The organism is Pseudomonas sp. Pse79 (genome assembly GCF_024519615.1).
Taxonomy (GTDB): domain Bacteria; phylum Pseudomonadota; class Gammaproteobacteria; order Pseudomonadales; family Pseudomonadaceae; genus Aquipseudomonas; species Aquipseudomonas veronii.
In genome coordinates this window covers 447,914-471,991 of the sequence record NZ_JALJRR010000002.1, presented here as the reverse complement: position 1 = coordinate 471,991, position 24,078 = coordinate 447,914, and the positions used below count along the sequence as shown (strand labels likewise).

Annotated in this window: 24 protein-coding genes and 1 pseudogene; 10 read left to right on the top strand and 15 right to left on the bottom strand. The window is 61.8% G+C overall.

Annotated features, from left to right (window positions below):
- Nucleotides 1-3: 3 nt before the first annotated feature.
- From spoT to NR164_RS05345, 4 genes are all read right to left on the bottom strand, one after another.
- Complete coding sequence (gene spoT / locus NR164_RS05360; RefSeq protein ID WP_017846060.1) at nucleotides 4-2,109, bottom strand: bifunctional GTP diphosphokinase/guanosine-3',5'-bis pyrophosphate 3'-pyrophosphohydrolase; 2,106 nt, start codon at nucleotides 2,107-2,109, stop codon at nucleotides 4-6.
- A 60-nt stretch (nucleotides 2,110-2,169) separates the two neighbouring features.
- A complete protein-coding gene (gene rpoZ / locus NR164_RS05355) occupies nucleotides 2,170-2,433 on the bottom strand; it encodes a DNA-directed RNA polymerase subunit omega (RefSeq protein WP_003176920.1) in 264 nt (87 codons plus the stop codon).
- Nucleotides 2,434-2,600: 167 nt separating this feature from the next.
- Nucleotides 2,601-3,221 (bottom strand): guanylate kinase, encoded by a 621-nt coding sequence (gene gmk, locus NR164_RS05350; RefSeq protein ID WP_017846059.1) that lies wholly within the window; start codon nucleotides 3,219-3,221, stop codon nucleotides 2,601-2,603.
- Between the two features lie 10 nt (nucleotides 3,222-3,231).
- Complete coding sequence (locus NR164_RS05345) at nucleotides 3,232-4,095, bottom strand: YicC/YloC family endoribonuclease (RefSeq protein WP_017846058.1); 864 nt, start codon at nucleotides 4,093-4,095, stop codon at nucleotides 3,232-3,234.
- Nucleotides 4,096-4,324: 229 nt separating this feature from the next.
- On the opposite strand from NR164_RS05345, the gene rph reads away from it, so the two are divergent.
- Nucleotides 4,325-5,047: a ribonuclease PH gene (gene rph / locus NR164_RS05340; RefSeq protein WP_046381645.1), complete on the top strand. Its 723-nt coding sequence runs from the start codon at nucleotides 4,325-4,327 to the stop codon at nucleotides 5,045-5,047.
- A 22-nt stretch (nucleotides 5,048-5,069) separates the two neighbouring features.
- On the top strand, nucleotides 5,070-5,438 hold the full coding sequence (locus tag NR164_RS05335; RefSeq protein WP_017846057.1) for a DUF4870 domain-containing protein: 369 nt from the start codon (nucleotides 5,070-5,072) through the stop codon (nucleotides 5,436-5,438).
- Between the two features lie 60 nt (nucleotides 5,439-5,498).
- Here NR164_RS05335 and NR164_RS05330 read toward each other — a convergent pair whose 3' ends face one another.
- Nucleotides 5,499-6,278 (bottom strand): exodeoxyribonuclease III, encoded by a 780-nt coding sequence (locus NR164_RS05330; RefSeq protein ID WP_003195493.1) that lies wholly within the window; start codon nucleotides 6,276-6,278, stop codon nucleotides 5,499-5,501.
- A gap of 82 nt (nucleotides 6,279-6,360) precedes the next feature.
- Here NR164_RS05330 and pyrE point away from each other — a divergent pair, with 82 nt between their 5' ends.
- Nucleotides 6,361-7,008 carry an orotate phosphoribosyltransferase gene (gene pyrE / locus NR164_RS05325; protein WP_017846056.1) on the top strand — a complete coding sequence of 216 codons (648 nt, stop codon included), beginning with the start codon at nucleotides 6,361-6,363 and terminating at the stop codon, nucleotides 7,006-7,008.
- Between the two features lie 148 nt (nucleotides 7,009-7,156).
- On the opposite strand, the gene argB is transcribed toward pyrE, so the two are convergent.
- The 4 genes and pseudogenes from argB to coaBC form a co-directional block, all read right to left on the bottom strand.
- Nucleotides 7,157-8,062: an acetylglutamate kinase gene (gene argB, locus NR164_RS05320; RefSeq protein ID WP_017846055.1), complete on the bottom strand. Its 906-nt coding sequence runs from the start codon at nucleotides 8,060-8,062 to the stop codon at nucleotides 7,157-7,159.
- 22 nt (nucleotides 8,063-8,084) lie between these two features.
- Nucleotides 8,085-9,509, bottom strand: a pseudogene (locus tag NR164_RS05315) (phosphomannomutase/phosphoglucomutase); the annotation flags it as partial.
- 242 nt (nucleotides 9,510-9,751) lie between these two features.
- Nucleotides 9,752-10,207, bottom strand: coding sequence for a dUTP diphosphatase (gene dut / locus NR164_RS05310; protein WP_017846053.1), 456 nt, complete (start codon nucleotides 10,205-10,207; stop codon nucleotides 9,752-9,754).
- Nucleotides 10,208-10,212: 5 nt separating this feature from the next.
- Complete coding sequence (gene coaBC / locus NR164_RS05305; protein ID WP_017846052.1) at nucleotides 10,213-11,421, bottom strand: bifunctional phosphopantothenoylcysteine decarboxylase/phosphopantothenate--cysteine ligase CoaBC; 1,209 nt, start codon at nucleotides 11,419-11,421, stop codon at nucleotides 10,213-10,215.
- A gap of 143 nt (nucleotides 11,422-11,564) precedes the next feature.
- Here coaBC and radC point away from each other — a divergent pair, with 143 nt between their 5' ends.
- The gene (gene radC / locus NR164_RS05300; protein ID WP_017846051.1) at nucleotides 11,565-12,239 is read left to right on the top strand and encodes a DNA repair protein RadC; all 675 of its coding nucleotides are present in this window, start codon (nucleotides 11,565-11,567) and stop codon (nucleotides 12,237-12,239) included.
- Between the two features lie 73 nt (nucleotides 12,240-12,312).
- Here radC and NR164_RS05295 read toward each other — a convergent pair whose 3' ends face one another.
- Entirely contained in the window at nucleotides 12,313-13,905 is a 1,593-nt protein-coding gene (locus tag NR164_RS05295; protein ID WP_046381647.1) for an ABC transporter substrate-binding protein, read from the bottom strand.
- A 458-nt stretch (nucleotides 13,906-14,363) separates the two neighbouring features.
- Between NR164_RS05295 and rpmB the strand changes: the two genes are divergently transcribed.
- Nucleotides 14,364-14,597, top strand: a complete 234-nt coding sequence (gene rpmB / locus NR164_RS05290; RefSeq protein WP_003176907.1) for a 50S ribosomal protein L28 — start codon at nucleotides 14,364-14,366, stop codon at nucleotides 14,595-14,597.
- Nucleotides 14,598-14,608: 11 nt separating this feature from the next.
- A complete protein-coding gene (rpmG, locus tag NR164_RS05285; RefSeq protein ID WP_003176906.1) occupies nucleotides 14,609-14,764 on the top strand; it encodes a 50S ribosomal protein L33 in 156 nt (51 codons plus the stop codon).
- A 71-nt stretch (nucleotides 14,765-14,835) separates the two neighbouring features.
- Here rpmG and NR164_RS05280 read toward each other — a convergent pair whose 3' ends face one another.
- Entirely contained in the window at nucleotides 14,836-15,198 is a 363-nt protein-coding gene (locus NR164_RS05280; RefSeq protein ID WP_046381648.1) for a cupin domain-containing protein, read from the bottom strand.
- 230 nt (nucleotides 15,199-15,428) lie between these two features.
- On the opposite strand from NR164_RS05280, the gene NR164_RS05275 reads away from it, so the two are divergent.
- Nucleotides 15,429-16,922: an aldehyde dehydrogenase gene (locus NR164_RS05275; protein WP_046381649.1), complete on the top strand. Its 1,494-nt coding sequence runs from the start codon at nucleotides 15,429-15,431 to the stop codon at nucleotides 16,920-16,922.
- A 161-nt stretch (nucleotides 16,923-17,083) separates the two neighbouring features.
- Nucleotides 17,084-18,226 carry an MFS transporter gene (locus NR164_RS05270; protein ID WP_057004015.1) on the top strand — a complete coding sequence of 381 codons (1,143 nt, stop codon included), beginning with the start codon at nucleotides 17,084-17,086 and terminating at the stop codon, nucleotides 18,224-18,226.
- 63 nt (nucleotides 18,227-18,289) lie between these two features.
- Here the strand turns inward: NR164_RS05270 and NR164_RS05265 are convergent, their stop codons facing one another.
- Nucleotides 18,290-19,858 carry a phospholipase D family protein gene (locus NR164_RS05265; RefSeq protein ID WP_256822411.1) on the bottom strand — a complete coding sequence of 523 codons (1,569 nt, stop codon included), beginning with the start codon at nucleotides 19,856-19,858 and terminating at the stop codon, nucleotides 18,290-18,292.
- Between the two features lie 62 nt (nucleotides 19,859-19,920).
- Nucleotides 19,921-21,345: a PLP-dependent aminotransferase family protein gene (locus tag NR164_RS05260; RefSeq protein WP_046385149.1), complete on the bottom strand. Its 1,425-nt coding sequence runs from the start codon at nucleotides 21,343-21,345 to the stop codon at nucleotides 19,921-19,923.
- A gap of 165 nt (nucleotides 21,346-21,510) precedes the next feature.
- On the opposite strand from NR164_RS05260, the gene NR164_RS05255 reads away from it, so the two are divergent.
- Nucleotides 21,511-21,735, top strand: a complete 225-nt coding sequence (locus tag NR164_RS05255; RefSeq protein ID WP_017846042.1) for a DUF1127 domain-containing protein — start codon at nucleotides 21,511-21,513, stop codon at nucleotides 21,733-21,735.
- Between the two features lies 1 nt (nucleotide 21,736).
- Here NR164_RS05255 and NR164_RS05250 read toward each other — a convergent pair whose 3' ends face one another.
- Nucleotides 21,737-23,029 carry an FAD-binding oxidoreductase gene (locus NR164_RS05250; protein WP_177032061.1) on the bottom strand — a complete coding sequence of 431 codons (1,293 nt, stop codon included), beginning with the start codon at nucleotides 23,027-23,029 and terminating at the stop codon, nucleotides 21,737-21,739.
- Nucleotides 23,030-23,143: 114 nt separating this feature from the next.
- Here NR164_RS05250 and NR164_RS05245 point away from each other — a divergent pair, with 114 nt between their 5' ends.
- Nucleotides 23,144-23,497 (top strand): YkgJ family cysteine cluster protein, encoded by a 354-nt coding sequence (locus NR164_RS05245; RefSeq protein WP_017135860.1) that lies wholly within the window; start codon nucleotides 23,144-23,146, stop codon nucleotides 23,495-23,497.
- 47 nt (nucleotides 23,498-23,544) lie between these two features.
- On the opposite strand, the gene NR164_RS05240 is transcribed toward NR164_RS05245, so the two are convergent.
- Nucleotides 23,545-24,033: an Lrp/AsnC ligand binding domain-containing protein gene (locus NR164_RS05240; RefSeq protein ID WP_017846039.1), complete on the bottom strand. Its 489-nt coding sequence runs from the start codon at nucleotides 24,031-24,033 to the stop codon at nucleotides 23,545-23,547.
- Between the last annotated feature and the right edge of the window lie 45 nt (nucleotides 24,034-24,078).

Sequence of the window (24,078 nt, the reverse complement as noted above, 5' to 3'; positions counted from 1 at the left end):
GGGCTATGCACGCATGCGGGTGATGCGGATCACACCGGTCAAGGCGCGCAGTTTCTTGATCACGCGGGCCAGGTGTACGCGGTCGTGTACGCTGACCACCAGTTGGACTACGCTGATGCGACCATCGCGCTCGTCCATGCTGATTTTCTCGATATTGCCGTCGGCCGCGTTGACGCTGCTGGCCAGCAGGGCGATCAGGCCGCGCTGGTGCTCCAGCTCGACCCGCAGCTCGACGTTGAATTCGCCGGTGACATCCTTGGCCCACGAGAGCTGGATGCATTTTTCCGGGTTGTGGCGGATTTCGCTGATATTGCGGCAGTTGTCCAGGTGGACCACCATGCCTTTGCCCGCCGACAGGTGCCCGACAATCGGGTCGCCCGGGATCGGCGTGCAGCACTTGGCGTAGCTGAGCACCAGGCCCTCGGTGCCGCGAATCGCCAGCGGACCTTCCGGGCTTGGCAATTGCTCGCCTTCGCCGAGCAGGCGACGGGCGACCACATAGGCCATGCGGTTGCCCAGGCCGATGTCTTCCAGCAGGTCTTCGATGGTTTCCTGGCGATACTCGCTGAGCATCGCTTGCACGCGCTCGCCGGGGATTTTCTCGAGGGCGCTGTCGAAGCCGTTGAGCACCTTGTTCAGCAAACGTTCGCCCAGGCTGATGGACTCGGAGCGGCGCTGCAGTTTCAGGGCGTGGCGAATATGGGTGCGCGCCTTGCCGGTGACCACGAAGTTGAGCCACGCCGGGTTCGGCCGGGCGCCCGGTGCGCTGACGATCTCCACGGTGGAGCCGCTTTGCAGCGGTTCCGACAGCGGGGCCAGGCGCCGGTTGATGCGGCAAGCGATGCAGCTGTTGCCGACATCGGTGTGTACGGCGTAGGCAAAGTCGACGGCCGTGGAGCCTTTGGGCAACTCCATGATCCGGCCCTTGGGCGTGAACACGTAGACCTCGTCCGGGAACAGGTCGATCTTCACGCTCTCGATGAATTCCAGGGAGTTGCCTGCACGTTGCTGCATTTCCAGCACGCCTTTGACCCACTGGCGCGCGCGGGCGTGGGTGCCTTTGGGCTGCTCGTCGCCGCTGGATTTGTACAGCCAATGGGCGGCGATGCCGTTGTTGGCCATCTCTTCCATTTCCCGGGTGCGGATCTGGATCTCGATCGGCACCCCATGCATACCGAACAGCGTGGTATGCAGCGACTGATAGCCGTTGGCCTTGGGAATGGCGATGTAGTCCTTGAAGCGGCCCGGCAGGGGTTTGTACAAATTATGTACAGCGCCCAATACGCGGTAGCAGGTGTCGACCTTGTCGACGATGATCCGGAACGCATACACGTCCATGATCTCGTTGAAGGCCCGGCGCTTGCCGCGCATCTTCTTGTAGATGCCGTAGATGTGCTTCTGCCGCCCGCTGACCTCGCCCTCGATCTCGTCGATCGCCAGGCAATGGCTCAGCGACTCTTCGATCTTGTTGACGATTTCCTTGCGGTTGCCCCGGGCGCGCTTGACCGCCTGGTAGATGCGCGCCGAACGCATCGGGTGCATGGCCTTGAAGCCGAGGTCTTCGAATTCGATACGAATGGCGTGCATGCCCAGCCGGTTGGCGATGGGCGCGTAGATTTCCAGGGTTTCCTTGGCGATGCGCCGGCGTTTTTCGCCGGACAGCACTTCCAGTGTCCGCATGTTGTGCAGCCGGTCGGCCAGCTTGACCAGGATCACACGGATATCCCGGGCCATGGCCATCGCCATCTTCTGGAAGTTTTCCGCCTGGGCTTCGGCCTTGGTCTCGAAGTTCATCTGGGTCAGTTTGCTGACCCCATCGACCAGTTCGGCCACGGTTTCGCCAAATTGCGCGCTGAGCGCTTCCTTGGCGATGCCGGTGTCTTCGATCACGTCATGCAGCATCGCGGCCATCAGGCTCTGATGGTCCATGTGCATGTCGGCGAGAATATTGGCCACCGCAAGAGGATGGGTGACATACGCCTCGCCGCTGCGGCGGCGTTGGCCGTCGTGGGCTTGTTCGGCGTAGAAATACGCTCGGCGGACCAGGTTGACCTGGTCTGGGCCGAGGTAGGTCGATAAGCGATCGGCGAGGGCGTCTATGCTCGGCAAAGGATGGACTCCTGCCGCGTGCGTTGACACCGCGCCGTGCTACGTCGACCAGGCATAGGCTTAGACGGCCTCGTTGGACTCGTCCTCGAACGCTGCAAACAGCGGTTCGTCTTCAACGATCTCGGCGTTGGCGATGAACTCGTAGCTCATCAGGCCTTCAGCGATTTCGCGCAGAGCGACAACGGTAGGCTTGTCGTTTTCCCACTGGACCAGGGGCTCTTTGCCGCCAGTGGCCAGTTGACGGGCACGCTTGGTAGAGAGCATGACCAGCTCAAAGCGGTTATCCACGTGTTCTAGGCAGTCTTCAACGGTTACGCGGGCCATGGTATTCCTCGGAGCGAATGCAAGATGCGCGCTGCCCGGTTGGGCGAGCGGACTAAACAGTTTAAAAAATCACCAGCGTTTAGGGAAGCGCTGATTTTTCCCAGGCTCTCGCAAAACCGCTGCAAGTGCCAATGTAAGGCCCTCGCAGCGGTTTTGGGAAGAGCTGATCAACCGAGCAGTTCGGCCAATAACTTGCCGAAACGCTGTTGTTGGCGTTTTTGCTGGAGCTGATTGGCGCGGAAAATCGCCTTCAAATCGTCCAGGGCGTGGGCAAAATCGTCATTGATGATCAGGTAATCGTAGTCGACGTAGTGGCTCATTTCGCTGACGGCTTCACGCATGCGGCCTTCGATGATCGCGTCGCTGTCCTGGCCGCGGTTGGTCAGGCGCTGGTGCAAGGCTTCCAGGGACGGCGGCAGGATGAAGATCGACCGCGCCTTGGGCATCAGCTGGCGCACTTGCTCGGCGCCCTGCCAGTCGATTTCCAGGATCAGGTCGTGGCCTTCGTCCAGGGTCTGTTGCAGGTGGCTTTGCGAGGTGCCGTAGAGGTTGCCGAACACTTCGGCGCGCTCAAGGAAGGCGCCGTGCTCGATCATCTTGACGAACTCGGTGCGCTCGACGAAGTGATAGTGAACGCCGTTCACCTCGCCCGGGCGCATGGCGCGGGTGGTGTGGGACACCGAGATGCGGATCTGTTCGTCAGCGTCGGTCAGGGCCTTGACCAGGCTGCTCTTGCCCGCGCCCGAGGGGGCGGAAATGATGTAAAGGGTGCCGGTGCTGTGGGTCATGGAAGTTGCCTTACTCAATATTCTGTACTTGTTCGCGCATTTGCTCGATCAACACTTTGAGGTTGACCGCCGCCGTGGTGCTGCGCGGATCGAACGCCTTGGAGCCCAGTGTATTGGCTTCGCGGTTGAGTTCCTGCATCAGGAAATCCAGGCGCCGACCGGCGGCGCCGCCGGACTTGAGCACGCGGCGTACTTCAAGGATGTGGGTGCTCAGGCGATCGAGTTCTTCGGCGACGTCGCTCTTCTGCGCCAACAGGACCATTTCCTGCTCCAGGCGTACCGGATCGAGGTCGGCCTTCATGTCGGCGAAGCGGTCGAGGACCTTCTGGCGCTGGGTCGCGAGCATCTGCGGCACCAGCTCGCGCAAGGTGACCACGTCGGCTTCGATCGCGCTCAGGCGCTCGCTGATCAGGCGGGCCAGCTCGGCGCCTTCGCGCTCGCGGCCGGCCTTGAGTTCCTTCAAACCCTGGGTGAACAAGGCGAGGGCTTCGGCGTTGAGGGCTTGCGGGTCGCTGGCGTCGGCCACCAGCACGCCGGGCCAGGCCAGCACCTCCAGCGGGTTCAGCGCGGCCGGCTGCTTGATCAGGCCGGCGATGGTTTCGGCGGCGGCGACCAGTTGCGCGGCGCGCTCGCGGTCGACCTGCAGCGGTTTGCCGGTGGTTTCCTCGGTAAAGCGCAGGGTGCATTCCAGCTTGCCGCGGGAAATGCCCTGGCGCAGTGCTTCACGTACCGCGCCTTCGAGGTCGCGGAACGATTCCGGCAGGCGCAGGTGCGGCTCCAGGTAGCGGCTGTTGACCGAGCGCAGTTCCCAGCTCAGGGTGCCTTGCGCGCCGGCTTTTTCGACGCGGGCGAAGGCGGTCATGCTGTGCACCATGGAGGTACCTCGCGTTGCAGTCCCGCGATGGCGGGCTGATGGGTAAATTGAAGCCGACAGGCTGCGAAGGCGCAGGAGTGTAGCGCAGTGGGACGATTGGCCCCAAACCCTGGCACTGACAAAGCACCGCCAGTCGACGATTCGTAACCGAATTTTTTAGACGTGCCCCGAATCGGCTCGCGGCTCTATAATGCTCGGCAGTTTTTCGTCCTCCGTACAGGTATCCCCTATGAAACGTCCAAGTGGTCGCGCTGCCGATCAGCTCCGCTCGATCCGCATCACCCGCAACTACACCAAACACGCCGAGGGATCTGTACTGGTCGAGTTTGGCGATACCAAGGTGATCTGCACCGTCAGCGTCGAAAACGGCGTGCCGCGTTTCCTCAAGGGCCAGGGCCAGGGTTGGTTGACCGCCGAATACGGCATGCTGCCGCGCGCCACCGGCGAGCGTAACCAGCGTGAAGCCAGCCGTGGCAAGCAAGGCGGCCGTACCCTGGAAATCCAGCGCCTGATCGGCCGTTCGCTGCGTGCTGCCCTGGACATGTCCAAGCTGGGCGACGTGACCCTGTACGTCGACTGCGACGTGATCCAGGCCGACGGCGGCACGCGCACTGCCTCCATCACCGGTGCCATGGTTGCGCTGGTCGACGCGTTGAAAGTGATCAAGAAGCGTGGCGGCCTGAAAGCCGGCGACCCGCTCAAGCAGATGATCGCCGCTGTGTCGGTGGGCATGTACCAGGGCGAGCCAGTGCTGGACCTGGATTACCTGGAAGACTCGGCCGCCGAGACCGACCTGAACGTGGTGATGACCAGCACCGGTGGTTTCATCGAAGTGCAGGGCACCGCCGAAGGTGCGCCATTCCAGCCGTCTGAGCTGAATGCCATGCTGGCGCTGGCGCAGAAAGGCATGACCGAGATTTTCGAGCTGCAGAACGCCGCGCTGGCCGACTGAACCGGCTTCAAGGAGAAACGCCATGAGTGACAGTCAATTGCCGGTTCCGGCACCGTCCAAGGAAGTCCGCCAATGGGCGATGTTGTGTCACTTCGCGGCGTTTCTGGGCCTGGTGTTCCCTTTCGGCAGCCTGTTGGGGCCGCTGATCCTGTGGCAGATCAAGAAGGACATGGACCCGCTGATCGATGATCAGGGCAAGGAAGCCCTGAATTTCCAGATCACCGTGGCCATTGCCTGGCTGGTCTGCATGGTGCTGGGGTTCGTGGTGATCGGCTTCCTGTTGATGTTGATCCTGGTGGTCGCGGCGCTGGTGCTGACGATCATTGGCGGGATCAAGGCCAACAACGGCACGGCCTACCGCTACCCATGGACCTGGCGGCTGATCAAGTAACCAGGCGCGCACAAAAAAACCGACAGCGATGTCGGTTTTTTTTGTGCCTGGGCAAAGACCTCAGATGGTCAGTGTCCAGTCATAGTCCACGATCAGCGGCGCGTGCTGCGAGAAGCGCGGCTGGCGTGGCAGGCGTGCGCTGCGCACAAAGCGACGCAGGCCTGGGGTCAGCAGCTGGTAGTCGAAACGCCAGCCCAGGTTGAGCATCTCAGCCTGTTCGTTGTCTGGCCACCAGCTGTACTGGTCGCCTTCGCGGCTGACTTCGCGCAGGGCATCGACATAGCCCATGTTGCCGACAATCTCGTCCATCCAGGCCCGTTCCGGCGCCAGGAAACCCGGGGATTGCTGGCTGTCGCGCCAGTTCTTGATATCCAGCTTCTGTTGCGCCACGTACAGCGAGCCACAATAAATGTACTCGCGACGTTTGCGTCGCTGTTTATCCAGATAACGGGCGAAGTCGTCCATTAGCTTGAACTTCTGGTTCAAGTCTTCATCGCCGTTCTGCCCCGAAGGAAGCAGCAAGGTCGCGATGCTGACCTTGTCGAAATCGGCTTGCAGGTAGCGCCCGTAGCGGTCGGCTGTCTCGAAGCCGAGGCCGCTGATGACCGCCTTGGGTTGCAACCGCGAGTACAAAGCCACGCCACCTTGGGTGGGCACTTCGGCATCGCAGGCATAAAGGAAGTAGCCATCCAGTTGGAAGGCTGGATCGTCCAGTTCAAAGGCGGAGGCGCGGGTGTCCTGCAGGCAGATGACGTCGGCATTCTGGGCTTGCAGCCAACTGAGCAAACCACGCTCGACTGCAGCCTGAATACCATTAACGTTCACACTGATGATCCGCATAAATGGCCCCAAAAATCGCGTGCGTGTATGATACACGCCGTCTACCTAATTAGCTAAATCCGTGGTATCTGAGGCTTTTTTCATGCAGGCGTATCAACGCGATTTCATTCGTTTTGCCATCGATCGCGGGGTTTTGCGCTTCGGTGAGTTCACCCTCAAGTCCGGGCGCACCAGCCCGTATTTCTTCAATGCTGGCTTGTTCAACTCGGGTTCGGCCCTGGCTCAGCTGGGGCGTTTCTACGCGGCTGCCATCGTTGAAAGCGGTATTTCCTTCGACGTTCTGTTCGGTCCGGCCTACAAGGGCATCCCCCTGGCCGCCGCGACGGCCGTGGCGTTGGCCGAACACCATGGGCGCGATCTGCCGTGGTGCTTCAACCGCAAGGAAGCCAAGGCCCATGGCGAAGGCGGTAGCCTGGTGGGCGCGCCGCTCACCGGCAACGTGCTGATCATCGACGACGTGATCACCGCCGGCACCGCCATCCGTGAAGTGATGCAGATCATCGCCTCCCAGGAGGGTGCCAAGGCCGCAGGCGTGCTGATCGCCTTGAACCGCCAGGAGCGTGGCAATGGTGAGTTGTCGGCGATCCAGGAAGTGGAACGCGATTTCGGCATCCCGGTGGTGAGCATCGTGTCGTTGAACCAGGTGTTGCAGTTCCTGGAAGATGATCCGCAGCTCAAGCAACACTTGCCGGCAGTACGGGCGTACCGCGAGCAATTCGGCGTCCAGTAAACGCCGCACAACAAAAAGCCCCACTCCCTGTAGGAGCGAGCTTGCTCGCGAAGAACGCCAACGATGACGCGTTTATTCTGGATGAACGCGGCGCCTTTACGTTTTTCGCGAGCAAGCTCGCTCCTACAGAGGGTGGGGCTTTTTGTGGTTAAGGACGCTTGCGGTTGCTGATCAGCGTACCCACACCGGTGTCGGTGAAGATTTCCAGCAGGATCGCATTCGGCACGCGGCCGTCAAGGATCAGCGAGCTGCCGACACCGCCCTGTACCGCTTCCAGCGCACAACGGATCTTCGGCAGCATGCCGCCGTAGATGGTGCCGTCGGCGATCAGCTCGTCCACTTGTTGGGTGGTCAGGCCGGTCAGCACCTTGCCTTGCTTGTCCATCAGGCCGGCGATGTTGGTCAGCAGCATCAGCTTTTCAGCCTTCAGCGCTTCGGCCACTTTGCCGGCAACCAGGTCGGCGTTGATGTTGTAGGACTCGCCGTTGGCGCCCACGCCGATCGGCGCAATGACCGGGATGAAATCACCTTTGACCAGCAGGTTCAGCAAGTCGGTGTTGATACCGATCACTTCGCCCACCTGGCCGATGTCGATGATTTCCGGCTGGGTCATTTCCGGCGTCTGACGGGTCACGGTCAGTTTTTTCGCGCGGATCAGCTCCGCGTCCTTGCCGGTCAGGCCAATCGCGCTGCCGCCGTGGCGGTTGATCAGGTTGACGATGTCTTTGTTCACCTGGCCGCCGAGGACCATCTCCACCACGTCCATGGTCTGCGCGTCAGTGACACGCATGCCATCGATGAAGTGGCTTTCGATCGACAGGCGCTTGAGCAGGTCGCCGATCTGCGGGCCGCCGCCGTGGACCACCACCGGGTTGATCCCCACGGCTTTCATCAACACGATATCGCGGGCAAAGCCGGTTTTCAGCTCGTCGCTTTCCATGGCATTGCCGCCGTATTTGATCACCAGCGTCTTGCCGACGTAGCGTCGAATGTAGGGCAACGCTTCGGACAGGACCTTGGCGGTGTTGGCAGCGGCTTCGCGTTCGAGGGTCATTCAGGGCTCCGGTGCAAAAAAATCAGAACGGTAATTGGAGATCAGGGGCAACACGTTTCAACTGGACGTGGAACACGTCCTTGATGCGCTGCAACTCAGCCTCGGTATCCGCCTCGAAACGCAGCACCAGCACCGGTGTGGTGTTGGACGCGCGAACCAGGCCCCAGCCTTTGGCGTAATCGACTCGCACACCATCAATGGAGGTCAGGTTGGCGCCTTCGCCCCATTGCGCGTCGTGCAATGCGTCAATGATGCTGAATTTGCTCTCTTCGGTCACATGGATATTGATCTCTGGCGTAGAAATATCATTCGGGAAGGTCTGAAACAGCTCCTGCGCCGTGGATTTTTCCTTGCTGAGGATCTCCAGCAGACGAGCGGCGCTGTAAATGCCGTCGTCAAACCCGAACCAACGCTCCTTGAAGAACACGTGGCCGCTCATTTCGCCGGCCAGCAGCGCGCCGGTTTCCTTCATTTTCTTTTTGATCAACGAGTGACCGGTCTTCCACATCAGCGGGCGACCGCCATATTCCTTGATCAGCGGCGTCAGGCGACGGGTGCATTTTACGTCGAAGATGATTTCGGCATTCGGGTTGCGCGCCACCACATCACGGGCGAACAGCATCAGCAGGCGGTCGGCGAACACGTTTTCGCCGGTGTTGGTCACCACGCCCACGCGGTCACCGTCGCCGTCAAAGGCCAGGCCGACGTCGGCCCCGGTTTCCTTGACCTTGGCGATCAGGTCCACCAGGTTTTCAGGCTTGCCCGGGTCTGGATGGTGGTTGGGGAAGTTGCCGTCGACGTCGCAGAACAACGGCACCACTTCGCAGTTCAGGGCTTCGAGCAGTTGCGGAGCGATCACGCCGGCCGCGCCGTTGCCGCAGTCCACCACCACTTTCAGGCGGCGCGCGAGTTTGACGTCGCCGGTGATTTCGTCGGAGTAGCGCTGAAGAATGTCGACCTTGGTGATGCTGCCTTTGCCGCTGGTCAGGTCGTTGGTTTTCAGGCGTGTGTGCAGGGCCTGGATCTGTTCGTTGGCCAGGGTGTCGCCGGCGATGACGATCTTGAAGCCGTTGTAGTCCGACGGGTTGTGGCTGCCGGTGAGCATCACCCCGGATTTGCCGGCCAGCACGTTGGCGGCGTAGTACAGCGCCGGGGTCGGCACCAGGCCGACGTCGCTGACATGGCAACCGCTGTCGGCCAGGCCCTGGATCAATTGCTCCACCAGCTCGGGACCGGACAGGCGACCGTCACGGCCGACCGAAACGTTCGGTTCGTCCTGGGCCAGGCTTTGGGCGCCGATGGCGCGGCCAATCCAGTAGGCGGTTTCGGCGGTCAGGGTCTTGGGCACCACGCCACGGATGTCATAGGCGCGGAAGATGCTGTCGGGGAAGGTCGGGGCTACTCGGGCGGCGGTACTCATCGCGGGGGGAAACTCCATCTGAAAGAGACAAGGCTGGCCTTAATGTGGCTGACCGGCAGGCTTAAACTGAAGGGTATGACGGCGTTTTCGGTGCAGAGTTCGTGGTGCAAAAAGGCCATCGGAGCATCCGCTCCGCGCTTATGTTTGCGTAATGCATTGATTTTACTTGGAAAGTGTCGCTCGTCAGGTCCGCGCATTCTTCATCCTGAAAGGCCATGCGGTGGCATCTAACCGGGCCGGACGGTAGCGTCCGCCCCGGTTTGGTGTGGTCAGTGACTGCCGGAATGCCCAAAACCGCCTGCGCCGCGTTGGGTTGCGTCGAATTCCTGTACCAGTTCGAAGTGCGCCTGCACCACCGGCACCAGCACCAGCTGCGCGATGCGCTCGCCGACGACGATGTTGAAGGCGGTCTGGCCGCGGTTCCAGCACGACACCATCAGCTCGCCCTGGTAGTCCGAGTCGATCAGGCCGACCAGGTTGCCCAGCACGATGCCGTGCTTATGGCCGAGGCCCGAGCGCGGCAGAATCAGCGCCGCCAGGCCCGGGTCGCCGACATAGATCGACAGGCCGGTCGGAATCAGCAGGGTCTGGCCCGGCTCGAGGACGGTGTCTTCCTTGAGCATGGCGCGCAGGTCCAGGCCGGCGGAGCCCGGTGTGGCATAGGCCGGCAGGGGGAAGTCGGTGCCGATGCGGGGGTCGAGGATCTTGGCTTGCAAAGCGTGCATGTAAATTAAACCTGGTTCAGCCGTTGGGCGATAAAAGAGATCAGTTGGCGGGCAATCTTGCCCTTGCTGGTCTGGGCGAAAAGGGTGGCGTGCAGGTCGCGATCGATCACGCTGCAGGCGTTTTCCTCACTGTTGAAGCCGATGCTTGGGTTGGCGACATCATTGGCAACGATCAGGTCGAGGTTTTTGTCTTTCAATTTACGTGCGGCGTAGTCCAGCAGGTGCTCGGTCTCGGCGGCGAAACCGACGCTGAACGGACGGTCCGGGCGGCTGGCGATGGTGGCCAGGATGTCCGGGTTACGCACCATTTGCAGGAGCAGGCCGTCGCCGCTGGTAGGGTCTTTCTTGAGCTTTTGCGGGGCGACGACTTCCGGGCGGTAATCCGCAACCGCTGCCGAGGCGATAAACAGGTCGCAGGGAATGGCCGCCTCACAGGCCGCCAACATGTCCCGGGCGCTGACCACGTCGATCCGGGTGACACGATCGGGCGTCGGCAAATGCACCGGGCCGGTGATGAGGGTCACGCGCGCGCCTGCCTCGACCGCCGCTTCAGCCAGGGCAAAGCCCATTTTTCCTGAGCTATGGTTGGTGATGTAGCGCACCGGGTCGATGTTTTCCTGGGTCGGGCCGGCGGTGATCAACACGTGCTTGCCAGTCAGGGCCAGGTGCTGGAAGCACTCGGCGGCGCACAGTGCCAGGTCGGTGGCTTCGAGCATGCGGCCCATGCCGACGTCGCCGCAGGCCTGGCTGCCGGAGGCCGGGCCGAACACCTTGAGGCCACGGCTTTGCAGGAGCTGCGTATTGGCTTGGGTGGCCGGGTCGCGCCACATGGCCTGGTTCATGGCCGGGGCGATGGCGACAGTGGCGTCGGTGGCCAGGACCAGCGTGGTCAGCAAGTCATCGGCGATGCCTTGCGCCAGGCGGGCGATCAGGTCGGCGGTGGCCGGGGCGATCAGCACCAGGTCGGCCCATTTGGCCAGTTCGATATGGCCCATGGCGGCTTCGGCGGCCGGGTCCAGCAGGTCCAGGTGAACCGGGTGGCCGGACAAGGCCTGCATGGTCAGCGGGGTGATGAACTCACTGCCGCCGCGGGTCATGACCACGCGCACTTCGGCGCCCTGGTCGAGAAGCCTGCGAACCAGCTCTGCGCTCTTGTAGGCGGCAATGCCGCCGCCGACGCCGAGAACGATGCGTTTCCGATACAGACGCTGCATTGGTTTGCCTTTCCAGTTCAGTGAAGCCAGTTCAGTGACGCCTGCGATGCCCCCTCCCCAGGTGAAATCGCATGCAAAAAAGAGGGCCTACGATAACACAGCGTCCGCCAGGCAACAGCGGCGCACATGCACAGGGAGGCGGGATGAGTATTCGTGATTGGCCGGTGGCCGAGCGGCCGCGGGAGAAGCTTTTGGAATGGGGGGCCGCAACGCTGTCCGACGCCGAACTGTTGGCTATCTTCCTGCGCACCGGCGTGGCCGGGCGGAGCGCGGTGGACCTGGCGCGGCATCTGTTGGCGCAGTTCGGTGGCTTGCGCCCGCTGCTGGAGGCCAGCCAGGTGCTGTTCAGCCAGCAGTTGGGGCTGGGGCCGGCGAAGTTTGCGCAACTGCAGGCGGTGCTGGAAATGTCCCGGCGCCACTTGGCCGAACAACTGCGCAGTGACTCGGTGCTGGAAAGCCCGGTCGCTGTGCGTGACTACCTCAAGGCGCTGTTGCGCCATGAGCCTCACGAGATTTTCGGCTGCCTGTTTCTCGATTCAAAGCATCGGGTGCTGGGGTTCGAGGCGTTGTTCCAGGGCACCATCGACGCCACCGTGGTTTACCCGCGGCAAGTGGTCAAGCGCGCCCTGGCGTATAACGCGGCGGCGTTGATCCTGTGCCACAACCATCCCTCGGGGAGCGTGGAGCCGAGTGCGGCTGATCGAAAATTGACCAAGATTCTGCAAAAAGCCTTGGAAGTGGTGGATGTGCGGGTGCTGGATCACATCATCGTGGGCGATGGTGATCCATTGTCGATGGCGGAATACGGGTGGATGTAGGAGGGGCAGCAGTTGCAAGGTTGCAGCTGCAAGCCTCAAGGGGGCTTGCAGCTTGCAGCTTGCAGCTTGCAGCTCAGGGCTTGACGCTGACTTTCGAAAAATCCTGCCGCCCAAACGGGCTCACCTGGTACCCCTCGACATTCTTGCGGGTCAGGGCGAACGCCATCGGGTGCGCCAGCGGCAGCCACAGTGCCTGCTGTTGGATCTGCGCCTGGGCCTGTTGATACAGCTTGCTGCGCACCCCTTGCTCGCTGGTGGTCTTGCCGGCGCTGATGAGCTTGTCCAGGGCCGGGTCGCAATAGCGGGCGAAGTTGGTGCCGGATTTCACTGCCGCGCAGGAGAACTGCGGAGTCAGGAAGTTATCCGGGTCGCCGTTGTCGCCGGCCCAACCCATGAACAGCAGGTCGTGTTCGCCGGCCTTGGCGCGGCGGATCAACTCGCCCCATTCGATCACGCGGATCTCGGCCTGGATGCCGACCTCGGCCAGGTCCGCCTGCAGCAGTTGCGCGCCGAGGTTGGGGTTGGGGTTCAGCAGGCTGCCGGTGGGGCGTGTCCAGATCGTGGTCTTGAAGCCGTCCTTGAGCCCGGCGCGCTCCAGCAGCAGCTTGGCCTTGGCGATGTCCTGTGGATAACCCGGCAACTCCTTGGCATAGCTCCAGGTGTTGGGCGGGTAGGGGCCGTTGGCGGCTTCGGCGGTGCCTTCGAACACGGCTTTGAGGTAGCTGTCCTTGTCGAAGGCCAGGTTGATCGCCTGGCGCACTTCGGGCTTGTCCAGCGGTGGGTGCTGGCTGTTGATCGCGACGAATGCAGTCATGAATGCTGCGGTTTTTTCTATTTTGAGTGCGGGATCTTTCTCGGCTTCGCCCACATCCAGGGGTTTGGGCGACAGTGCGATCTGGCATTCGTCGCGGTGCAGTTTCTGCAGGCGCACGTTCGCATCCGGGGTGATGGCGAAGATCAAGTTATCCACAGCCGGTTTGCCGGCGAAATAATCCGGGTTGGCTTTGTAGCGCACCACGGCATCTTTCTGGAACCGTGTGAAAATGAACGGGCCGGTGCCGATGGGCTGGCTGTTGAGCTTTTCCGGGGTGCCGGCCTTGAGCAGCTTGTCGGCGTACTCGGCCGGGTAGATCGAGGCAAAACCCATGCTCAGCGCGGCGAGGAAGGTTGAGTCGGGGTGATCGAGGGTGAAGCGCACGGTCAGCGGGTCAAGGGCGTCGATCTTCTTGATCAGTGCCGGCAATTGCAGCGACTGGGCATGGGGGAAGCCGCTCTGGGCGATCTTGTGCCATGGGTTGGCCGGATCGAGCATGCGCTCGAAGCTGAAGCGGACATCTTCGGCGGTCAGGGTGCGGCTCGGGGTGAAATAGTCGGTGCGGTGGAATTTTACGTTGGGGTGCAACTGGAAGGTGTAGGTCAGGCCGTCCGGCGACACTTCCCAGCTGTCCGCCAGGCTTGGCACCAGCTTGCCGCTGGCTGCGTCATAGTTCACCAGGCTGTTCATCAGCACGTCGGCCGAGGCGTTGGTGGTAGTCAGCGAGTTGTACTGCACTACGTCAAACCCTTCGGGACTGGCTTCGGTACACACGCTCAGATTGGTGGCCGCCAAGGCCTGCGGCGCGATAAACAGAGGGGCTAGCAAAAGCGGTAGGGCAGCGAGGCGCATGTTCGGTTTCCTGTGCAGATCGAAGGCCCATCTGCGAGTGCAGTCTGGAAAAGTCCTACCGTAGTGGTCTGATTGATAAATGACTAGTCCATTTTTGCCTGTGCTTTTGGCTCAAATGCTGTTTTGATGGCGCCTCAGCGCGTTTCGCCTTGTACTTTTTGGTACTTGCGGGCGTTGTAAATCATTCTGTGCGACGAGCGGTCGGCTATTGCAGCGGCCCCTCCTGGCAACGGTTCGGCCATCTGTCGCCGAGATTTACGCCGGTAAAAACACACGGGCTGTTGTTGCACTTGGGTCTTTCTGGTATAAAGCAGCGCTCTTTTCTAGGGGCCCGGTTCCTTCGCTTGTAGGTGTAGCCGGTAAGACCCTAAAGAAACGCGGCGCCTGGCGCCAAATGACTGAGAGATTAAGCGGCCAACCCATGCCGGGTTGGGCATGTGGTTTTAGAGGGCTGAGGCATGTCGAGAGTCTGTCAAGTTACCGGTAAGGGTCCGGTGACTGGGAATAACATTTCCCACGCAAATAACAAAACCCGTCGTCGTTTCCTGCCGAACCTGCAGCATCACCGCTTCTGGGTTGAAGAAGAGAAACGTTTTGTGCGTCTGCGCGTATCTGCCAAAGGCATGCGCATTATCGACAAGCGTGGCATCACTGTCGTGCTGGCCGAAATCCGCGCCGCTGGCAAGATCTAAGGAGCTCTATCATGCGTGAATTGATTCGAATGATCTCTAGCGCCGGTACTGGTCACTTCTACACTACCGACAAGAACAAGCGTACTACCCCGGACAAGCTCGAAAAGAAAATGTTCGATCCGCGCGTTCGCAAGCACGTGATCTACAAAGAAGGCAAAATCAAGTAATTGATTTTCTTCCTTGTGAAAAAAAGCCCGTTTCTCACGATTCGGGCTTTTTTTTGCGCAGGATTTGCTGATCAGGCCTTCTGTTCGAACACCACATAGATCTTGCGGCAGGGCTCGAGCACTTCCCAGGTGCCGCTGAAGCCGGCCGGGATCACGAAGCGGTCGCCGGCGCGCAAGGTCTTGGCGTTGCCCTCGGCATCGCGCAGTACGGAAACCCCCTGCACAATCTCGCAGTACTCATGTTCGGTGTAGTTGACCTTCCACTGCCCGACGTCGCCTTCCCAGACGCCGGCGCTCATCTGGCCGCACGGGCTGTTGTAGTGGTTGTAGATCGTTTGCTCGGGATTGCCCTTGAGGATTTTTTCCGGGGCAGGGAGGTAGCGATCGGGGGCGGTGTTGGCTTGGCTGAAGTCGACGATGTCCTGGATGCTCATGTGCGTGTCCCGTCTGGCCTGCGGTTGGAGAGCCCAAAGTCTATGTTTATTAAAATGAACATCGCAAGGGCGTTTACCGGCGTTATGTCAAATATATTGATACATCCCCAGCCGCTGGTTTAGGGTGGCAGTTGCCTTGAGCCGAACAACTGGCTGGCGGGGCAAGCATTCTTTGAGGCTGCCGGGGCACATCGCCTGGCCCTTGTATTCAATAAGAGGAGGACACTCGCATGACCACCCTGACCCGTGCCGACTGGGAGCAACGCGCCAAGGATCTGAAGATCGAAGGCCGCGCCTATATCAATGGCGAGTACACCGCCGCCGTTTCCGGCGACACGTTCGAATGCATCAGCCCCGTCGATGGCCGCCTGCTGACCAGCGTTGCCAGCTGTGACGTCGCCGACGCCCAGCGCGCCGTGGAAAATGCCCGCGCCACGTTCAATTCCGGTGTCTGGTCGCGCCTGGCGCCGGCCAAGCGCAAGGCCACCATGATCCGTTTCGCCGCGTTGCTCAAGGCCAATGCCGAAGAGCTGGCGCTGCTGGAAACCCTGGACATGGGCAAGCCGATCAGCGACGCCCTGAATATCGACGTACCCGGCGCGGCGAATGCCCTGAGCTGGAGCGGCGAGGCCATCGACAAGATTTACGATGAAGTCGCTTCCACCCCTCACGATCAGCTGGGTCTGGTGACCCGTGAGCCGGTCGGTGTGGTTGCCGCCATCGTGCCGTGGAATTTCCCGCTGATGATGGCTTGCTGGAAACTCGGGCCGGCGCTGTCGACCGGTAACTCCGTGATCCTCAAACCGTCCGAAAAATCCCCGCTGACCGCCATCCGCATCGCGGCCCTGGCCGTTGAGGCCGGTATTCCAAAAGGCGTGTTCAACGTGCTGCCGGGCTACGGCCACACCGTGGGTAACGCGCTCGCGCTGCACATGGATGTCGACACCCTGGTGTTCACTGGCTCCACCAAAATCGCCAAACAGCTGTTGATCCGCTCCGGCGAATCGAACATGAAACGTGTATGGCTGGAAGCGGGCGGCAAGAGCCCGAACATCGTGTTCGCCGATGCCCCGGACCTGCAAGCCGCCGCCGAATCCGCCGCCGGCGCGATTGCCTTCAACCAGGGCGAAGTCTGCACCGCCGGTTCGCGTCTGCTGGTGGAGCGCTCCATCAAGGATAAATTCCTACCGCTGGTGATCGCCGCGCTGAAGGGCTGGAAGCCAGGCAACCCGCTGGACCCGGCCACGAACGTCGGCGCGCTGGTAGACACTCAACAGATGAACACCGTGCTGTCCTACATCGAAGCCGGTCATGCCGACGGTGCCAAACTGGTGGCGGGCGGCAAGCGCACGCTGGAAGAGACCGGTGGCACTTACGTCGAGCCGACGATTTTCGACGGAGTGACCAACGCCATGAAGATCGCCCGCGAAGAAATCTTCGGCCCGGTCCTCTCGGTGCTCACTTTTGACAGCGCCGAAGAAGCCGTCGCCATCGCCAACGACACCCAATACGGCCTGGCCGCGGCGGTGTGGACGGCGGATATCTCCAAGGCGCACCTCACCGCCAAGGCACTGCGCGCCGGTAGCGTGTGGGTCAACCAGTACGACGGCGGTGACATGACCGCGCCGTTTGGTGGCTTCAAGCAGTCGGGCAACGGTCGCGACAAGTCGCTGCATGCGTTCGACAAGTACACCGAGCTGAAGGCGACCTGGATCAAGCTCTAAGCAACACCGCAGGTCCCCTGTAGGAGCGAGCTTGCTCGCGAAGAACTCAAAGACGCCGCGTTCAACCAGACAGCACGCGTTATCGTTGGCGTTTTTCGCGAGCAAGCGCGCTCCTACAGTTCGTTTGCAGCCCTGAAAAAACTATCCACAGGAGCGTGGAAATGCGTTGGGCGACTTATTTCGCCGTGCTGGCCTCGGTGCTCAGCGTTGGTCTGGCGTTGGGCGTCAGCATGCCGCTGGTGTCCCTGCGTCTGGAAGGCTGGGGCTACGGCAGCTTCGCCATTGGAGTGATGGCTGCGATGCCGGCCTTCGGCGTGCTGTTGGGGGCGAAGGTTTCCAGTCGGCTGGCGTCCTGGCTGGGCACTGCGCATCTGATGCGCCTGTGCCTGTGGGCGGGGGCGGTGTCCATCGGTCTGTTGGCGATCCTGCCGAGCTACCCGGTGTGGCTGGTGCTGCGGCTGATGATCGGGGTGATCCTGACCATCGTGTTCATTCTTGGCGAAAGCTGGATCAACCAGTTGGTGGTGGAGCAATGGCGCGGCCGGCTGGTGGCGCTGTATGGCTGCACCTATGCGCTGAGCCAGCTGTCGGGGCCGCTGCTGTTGGGCGTGCTGGGCACCGATCATGACTATGGGTTCTGGGTGGGCGTGGGCCTGTTGACGCTGGCGCCGTTGCTGTTGCTGGGGCGTTCCGGGGCGCCGACCGCCGAGTCCTTCAGCGTGACGTTTGCCGAGCTGTGGCGCTTCTGTCGGAGCCTGCCGGCGATTGCCTGGGCGGTGGCGTTATTCGCGGCGTTCGAGGCGATGATCCTGACGCTGCTGCCGGTGTATTGCCTGCAGCAAGGCTTCACGGCCGAGATCGCCCTGGCGATGGTCAGCACGGTGGTGGTGGGCGATGCGTTGCTGCAGCTGCCCATCGGCGCACTGGCCGACTACCTGCCGCGGCGCACGCTGTTCTTGAGCTGCGCGCTGCTGTTGCTGGGGGCGAGCCTGGCAGTCCCGTTGTTGATGCACACGCTGCTGATCTGGCCGGTGTGGGTGCTGTTCGGCGCGAGTGCGGGTGGTTTGTTCACCTTGTCGTTGATCCTGATCGGCGAGCGTTACCGCGACGATGCGCTGGTGCGCGCCAATGCCCACGTGGCGCAGCTCTGGGGCATCGGTTGCCTGATCGGGCCGCTGGTGGCCGGTGCGGGCAGCCAGTGGATCAGCGGGCATGCATTGCCGTGGCTGATGGCGGCCGGGGCGCTGGGGTTGGTGGTGCTGTTGTTGCGCCAGGGGGCGTTTGGCGCCGCGCAGCCCGCTTAGGCGCGAGGGGATGAAGGCTGGTTAAGTGCGGTGTTCTTGCGTTCTTCGCGAGCAAGCTCGCTCCTACAGCATGCGCTCCAGGCCGACGGAGGTGGCGAACCAGGCGTTGAAGTGGCGCCACCAACTGCCCGGCTCGCGGGTCAGGGTGTGCGGTTGCCCGTTATCTTCGGTGGTCCACACCACCTGGCCATCCTGTAATTTCGCCTCGTAGCTCAATGCTGGCGCCATGCCTTGCAGCGCCAGATTGCGCAGGTGCTCGGCCAGCTCAGGGCTGTCCACCAGCACGCCGACTTCGGTATTCCACAGCACCGAACGCGGGTCGAAGTTGAACGAGCCGATAAACGATTTCTGCCGATCAAAAATCATCGCCTTGCTATGCAGGCTGGAATCCGAGCCGAGGAACAGGCCGCGACGAAACAGGTGGGGCCCGCTGCCTGTGCGGGGTGCGCCGGGTTGGCGGCGCAACTCATAGAGTTTCACGCCGTGCTCCAGCAGCGCCTTGCGATAGGGCGCGTAGCCGCCGTGTACGGCCGGCACGTCGGTGGCTTCGAGGGAGTTGGTCAGCAGGCTCACCGAGACGCCCGCATCCGCGCGACCGGTCAGGTACACCAGGCCCGGCTGCCCCGGCACGAAATACGCCGAAATCATCATCAACTCATGGTTGACGCCTTCGAGTTCCGGTTCCAGTTGGGTGGTCAGCAGCAGGTGCGGGTCCGGATCATTCTTGGCGAGTACCTTGCTCGGGGCGTCCCACAACGCCTGGTTCCAGGCCCAGATCAGCTCGCGCCGCCAGATGTCCAGGCGCGGTTCGGTCTTGTAGGTGCGCAGGCGGTTGTACAAGGCGTGGTTCTGTTGGCGCGACTGGGCCAGGGATTCTTCCAGGCGCAGGCGTGCGCTGGCCAGGTCGCCTTTGGACGGCAGGTTGGAGATGAATTCATTGATGGGCTTGCTCAGGGCGCTGTTCCAGTACTGGTCGAAACTGTGGCCGAGTTGCTCGGCCACCGGGCCCACGCTGAGCATGTCGATGTCGGTGAAATTCAGGTTAGGTTCGGCGTCGAAATACTCGTCGCCCAGGTTACGCCCGCCGACGATGGCCGCGCTGTTGTCCGCCAGCCACAGTTTGTTGTGCATGCGCCGATGTTGCAGCGACAGGTTGAGCAGGCGCCCCATGGCGCGCGTCACGCCGGTGCTGCGCCCCAGGTGCAGCGGGTTGAACAGGCGAATCTGGATGTTGGGATGGGCGGCGAGGGTGGCGATGACCTGATCGAGGCCGTCGCTGGTGGTGTCGTCCAGCAGGATACGCACACGCACGCCACGGTCGGCGGCCTTGAGCAGTTCATCCACGAGCAGGCGGGTGCTGATGCCGTCGTGGACGATGTAGTACTGCAGGTCGAGGCTGGTCTGGGCGTTGCGGATCAGTTCGGCGCGGGCCATGAACGCCTCGCTGCTGTTGGGCAGCAGGCGAAAGCCGGAGCGGCCCTGATGCGGCGCGGCCTGGGCCTGGATCGAACGGCCGAACGACGACTGCGTCGCCGGCAGGGCATCGCTGGGGATGCGCGGCACATTCACCATGGCGCAGCCGCCCAGGGCCAGGGCGCCCAACAGGAAAAACGCTAAAAGCCGTCGAGTCATCAAGGGCACCGTTTCCAGATCAGGGCGGTTGTCGACATAGGACGGCTATTTTCCCGGAAAGGTCAGTCGGCGGCCTCGGCCAGCATCTTGCTCGCGACGGCGCCGACTTTGCGCACCGCCTCTTCAATCTGCGGCGTAGGTTTGGCAGCGTAGTTCATGCGCAGGCAATTCCTGTACTTGCCGGACGCGGAAAAGATACTGCCCACGGCGATTTGTACGCCTTGTTCCACCAACACCCGGTTGAGCTTGAGGGTGTCGAAACCTTCCGGCAGCTCGATCCACAGCATGAAGCTGCCTTGAGGTCGGCTGGCGCGGGTGCCGGCGGGGAAATAACGGCTGACCCAGTCGAGCATCATGTCGCGATTACGTTGGTATTGAGTACGCATCCGCCGCAAATGCGGTTCGAAATGGCCGCCCTTGAGAAATTCGGCGATGGCGATCTGCGGCTGGGTCGCAGTGGAGCCGGTGCTGATGTATTTCATGTGCAACACCCGCTCCAGGTAGCGGCCCGGCGCGACCCAGCCAATCCGCAGGCCTGGCGCCAGGGTTTTCGAGAACGAGCTGCAGAGCAATACGCGGCCATCTTCGTCGAAGGATTTGATGGTGCGCGGGCGCGGGTAGCTGTAGGCCAGTTCGCCATACACATCGTCTTCGATGATTGCCACATCAAAGCGCTGGGCCAGGGTCAACAGCGCCCGCTTGCGTGCCTCCGGCATGATGTAGCCCAAAGGATTGTTGCAGTTGGGGGTCAGTTGAATGACTTTGATCGGCCACTGTTCCAGCGCCAGTTCCAGGGCTTCGAGGCTGATGCCGGTGAGCGGGTCTGTGGGGATTTCCAGGGCTTTCATGCCCAGGCCCTTGAGGGTCTGCATGGCGCCGTGGAAGCTCGGCGAGTCCACCGCAACGATATCCCCCGGCTCGCAGATGGAGCGGATGCTGGCAGACAGCGCCTCATGGCAGCCGGTGGTGATCACGATGTCTTCGGCGGTCAACTGGCAGCCGGAATCCAATGACAGTCGGGCGATTTGTTCGCGCAACTCCATACAGCCGAGGATATTGTCGTAATACAGCCCCGGCAGGTCCTGGCGCCGGCTGACGCGGGCCAGGCTGCGCAGCAGCGGCTTGAGGGTGGGCGACAACACATCCGGCATGCCGCGGCCCAGCTGTACGACATCTTTACGCGGTACCGCGCGGATCAACTCGAGCACTTGGTCCCACTGGGAAATTTCCACCGGGCGCTGGGCCGGGCGGCCGACTTCGGGCAAGGCCGGCAGCTCACGGCCGACGGGCACGAAGTAACCGGACTTGGGCTTCGGCATCGCCAGACCGTTGTCTTCCAGCATGCGATACGCTTGCTGCACGGTGCTCAAACTGACCCCGTGCTCGACACTCAAGGCCCTTACGGAAGGCAGCCGGTCACCGGGGCGGTAGAAGCCCTGTTCGATGCGGGTGCCCAACAATTCGGCAAGGTTGACGTAAAGGGTCACGGTGATCACTCCCAGGGGACCAGTACAGATTCTGGGAAAATACAGGATTCAGCCACTCGTGGGCAGTATCTGTATGGATTTAATAAAATTTGGTTGAATCTGTAATGGTTTTGTTCACTCGCTCATTCTAGTCACTCATGGCAACCAGCAAATGAGGACGACAAAATGAACGGCATGAGCGATGTGCGGCTGACGTTACACGGCCAGGAACTCGAAGCGGGGCAGGCGCGGGCGATGTCGGCCCCGACCCGCAACCGCTGGAGCCTGTTCTGGCACCGTCGCCACACGCGCAAGGTGCTGCTGGAGCTGACTGCCGAGCAACTGCGGGATATCGGGTTGACCGCCGAGCAGGCGCGCCAGGAAGGCTTGAAGCCGTTCTGGCGCAGTTGAGTCACACCAGTTCTTTCAACCGGTGCCAGAGCATCCCCAGCGCCAACAGCGGCGAGCGCAAGTGCTTGCCGCCGGGGAAGGTGATGTGCGGCACCTGGGCGAACAGATCGAAACGTCCCTGCTGCTGGCCGCTGATGGCTTCGCCCAGCAGCTTGCCCGCCAGGTGTGTCGCGTTGAGGCCATGACCGGCGTAGGCCTGGGCGTAATACACATTGGGTTGATCTGCCAATCGGCCGATCTGCGGCAAGCGGTTGGCACCGATGCCGATCATGCCGCCCCATTGATAGTCGATCTTCACGTCGGCCAGTTGGGGGAACACCTGCACCATCTTCGGCCGCATGTAGACGCCGATGTCCTTGGGGTCGCGTCCGGAATAGTGGCAGGCGCCGCCGAACAGCAGGCGACGGTCGGCAGACAGTCGGAAGTAGTCCACCGTCACCCGCTGATCACACACCGCCATGTTTTGCGGCAGCAATTGGGCCGCCTGGGCGGCGCTTAACGGCTCGGTGGCGATGATATAGCTGCCGGCCGGCAGCACTTTGCCGCTCAGCAGTGGGTTGAGCCCCTTCAGATAGGCGTTGCAGGCCAGCACCAGGGTCTTGGCGCGCACATTGCCGCGGGCGGTGTGTACGTTGACCTCGGGGCCGTAGTCGATGCGCGTCACTTCGGAGTGCTCGAACAGTTGCACGCCGAGTTTTTGGGCGGCAGCTGCCTCGCCGAGGGCCAGGTTCAGCGGGTGCAGATGGCCCGAGCCCATGTCGATCATGCCGCCCACGTAGCGCTCGGAACCGATCACGCTGCCCATTTCGCTGGCTTGCAGCAGGCGTACTTCGTGGCGATAGCCCAGGCTGCGCAATTCTTCGGCGTCTTCGGCGAGGCCGAGCAGGTCGCGGGGTTTGTTGGCCAGGTCGCAGTAGCCCCAGGTCAGGTCGCAGGCGATCTGGAAACGCTCGACGCGCTCGCGCACGATTTCTACCGCCTCCAGGCCCATCAGTTTCATCTGGCGCACGCCGTCGGTGCCGATCACGTTGGTGAATTGCTCCAGGCCATGGCCAACGCCGCGGATCAACTGGCCGCCATTGCGCCCGCTGGCGCCCCAGGCGATCTTGCGCGCTTCCAGCAGCACCACGCTGAACCCGCGTTCGGCCAGTTCCAGCGCGGTGTTGAGCCCGGAAAAACCGCCGCCGATCACGCACACGTCGGCCACCGTTTCGCCGGCCAACGCCGGATAGTCGGGTTGCGGCAGGCTGCTGGCGGCGTAGTAGGAAGCGGTGTGCCGGGCGCTGGCAGTCATGGGAACATCCCCGTTTGGAAAATTTGACGCAGGATACAGCGGTCGGACGAAGCTGTCTCACCGCGGGGTTTTGCGGCAGAATCCACGCCTATTCGCCGTTCGGTACGTGTTTCGATGAGTTGCAACAGTCAGAAAATCAGCGCATTGCGCCGACAGATCCCCTCGTTTGAGTGCGTCCCCGGTTGCCACGATTGCTGTGGGCCGGTGACGACTTCCCCCGAGGAAATGTCGCGCCTGCCGCGTAAGACCGCTGCCGAACAGGAAGCCGCCATGGACGAGTTGAACTGCGTACACCTGGGGCCCAATGGCTGCACGGTGTATGACGAGCGCCCGCTGATCTGTAGGCTTTTCGGCACCACAAAGACCTTGCCGTGCCCCAATGGACGGCGGCCGGTGGAGCTGATTCACCCGCGGGTGGAGAAGCAGATCCACGAATACATGGCGAGTACCCGGCAGGTGCTGGTCTAAATGTGGGAGCAAGCAAGCCCTCGCCCACATTGGCCCGGTTGTGTCAGTCAGTCGGGGATGGGCAGATTGAGGCTCTCTTTCACCTCTTCCATCACGATATAGCTCTTGGACTCCCGCACATGGGGCAGTTTGAGCAGGATGTCGCCGAGCAGTTTGCGGTACGAGGCCATCTCGGAAATCCGCGCTTTCACCAGGTAGTCGAAGTCCCCCGAGACCAAGTGGCACTCCAGCACATGGGGCAATTTCAGCACGGCGCGGCGGAATTCTTCAAAGGTGTCGCCGGATTTGTAGTCGAGGCTGATCTCGACAAATACCAGCAAACTCGCCTTCAAATGCTGGGGGTTGAGGCGTGCGTTGTAGCCCATGATGATCCCTTCACGCTCAAGGCGGCGCACGCGCTCGGTGCAGGGGGTGGTCGACAGTCCGACCTTTTCCCCCAGCTCCGTGAACGAAATGCGCCCGTCGGCTTGTAGGATGCGCAAGATGTTCCGGTCGATCTTGTCCAGCTCCCGTTTGGTCTGGGTGTTGGTACGCATAGGGGATACGCCTCTGTGAAAAGGGTTGTTGCCAAGAATTGTCGC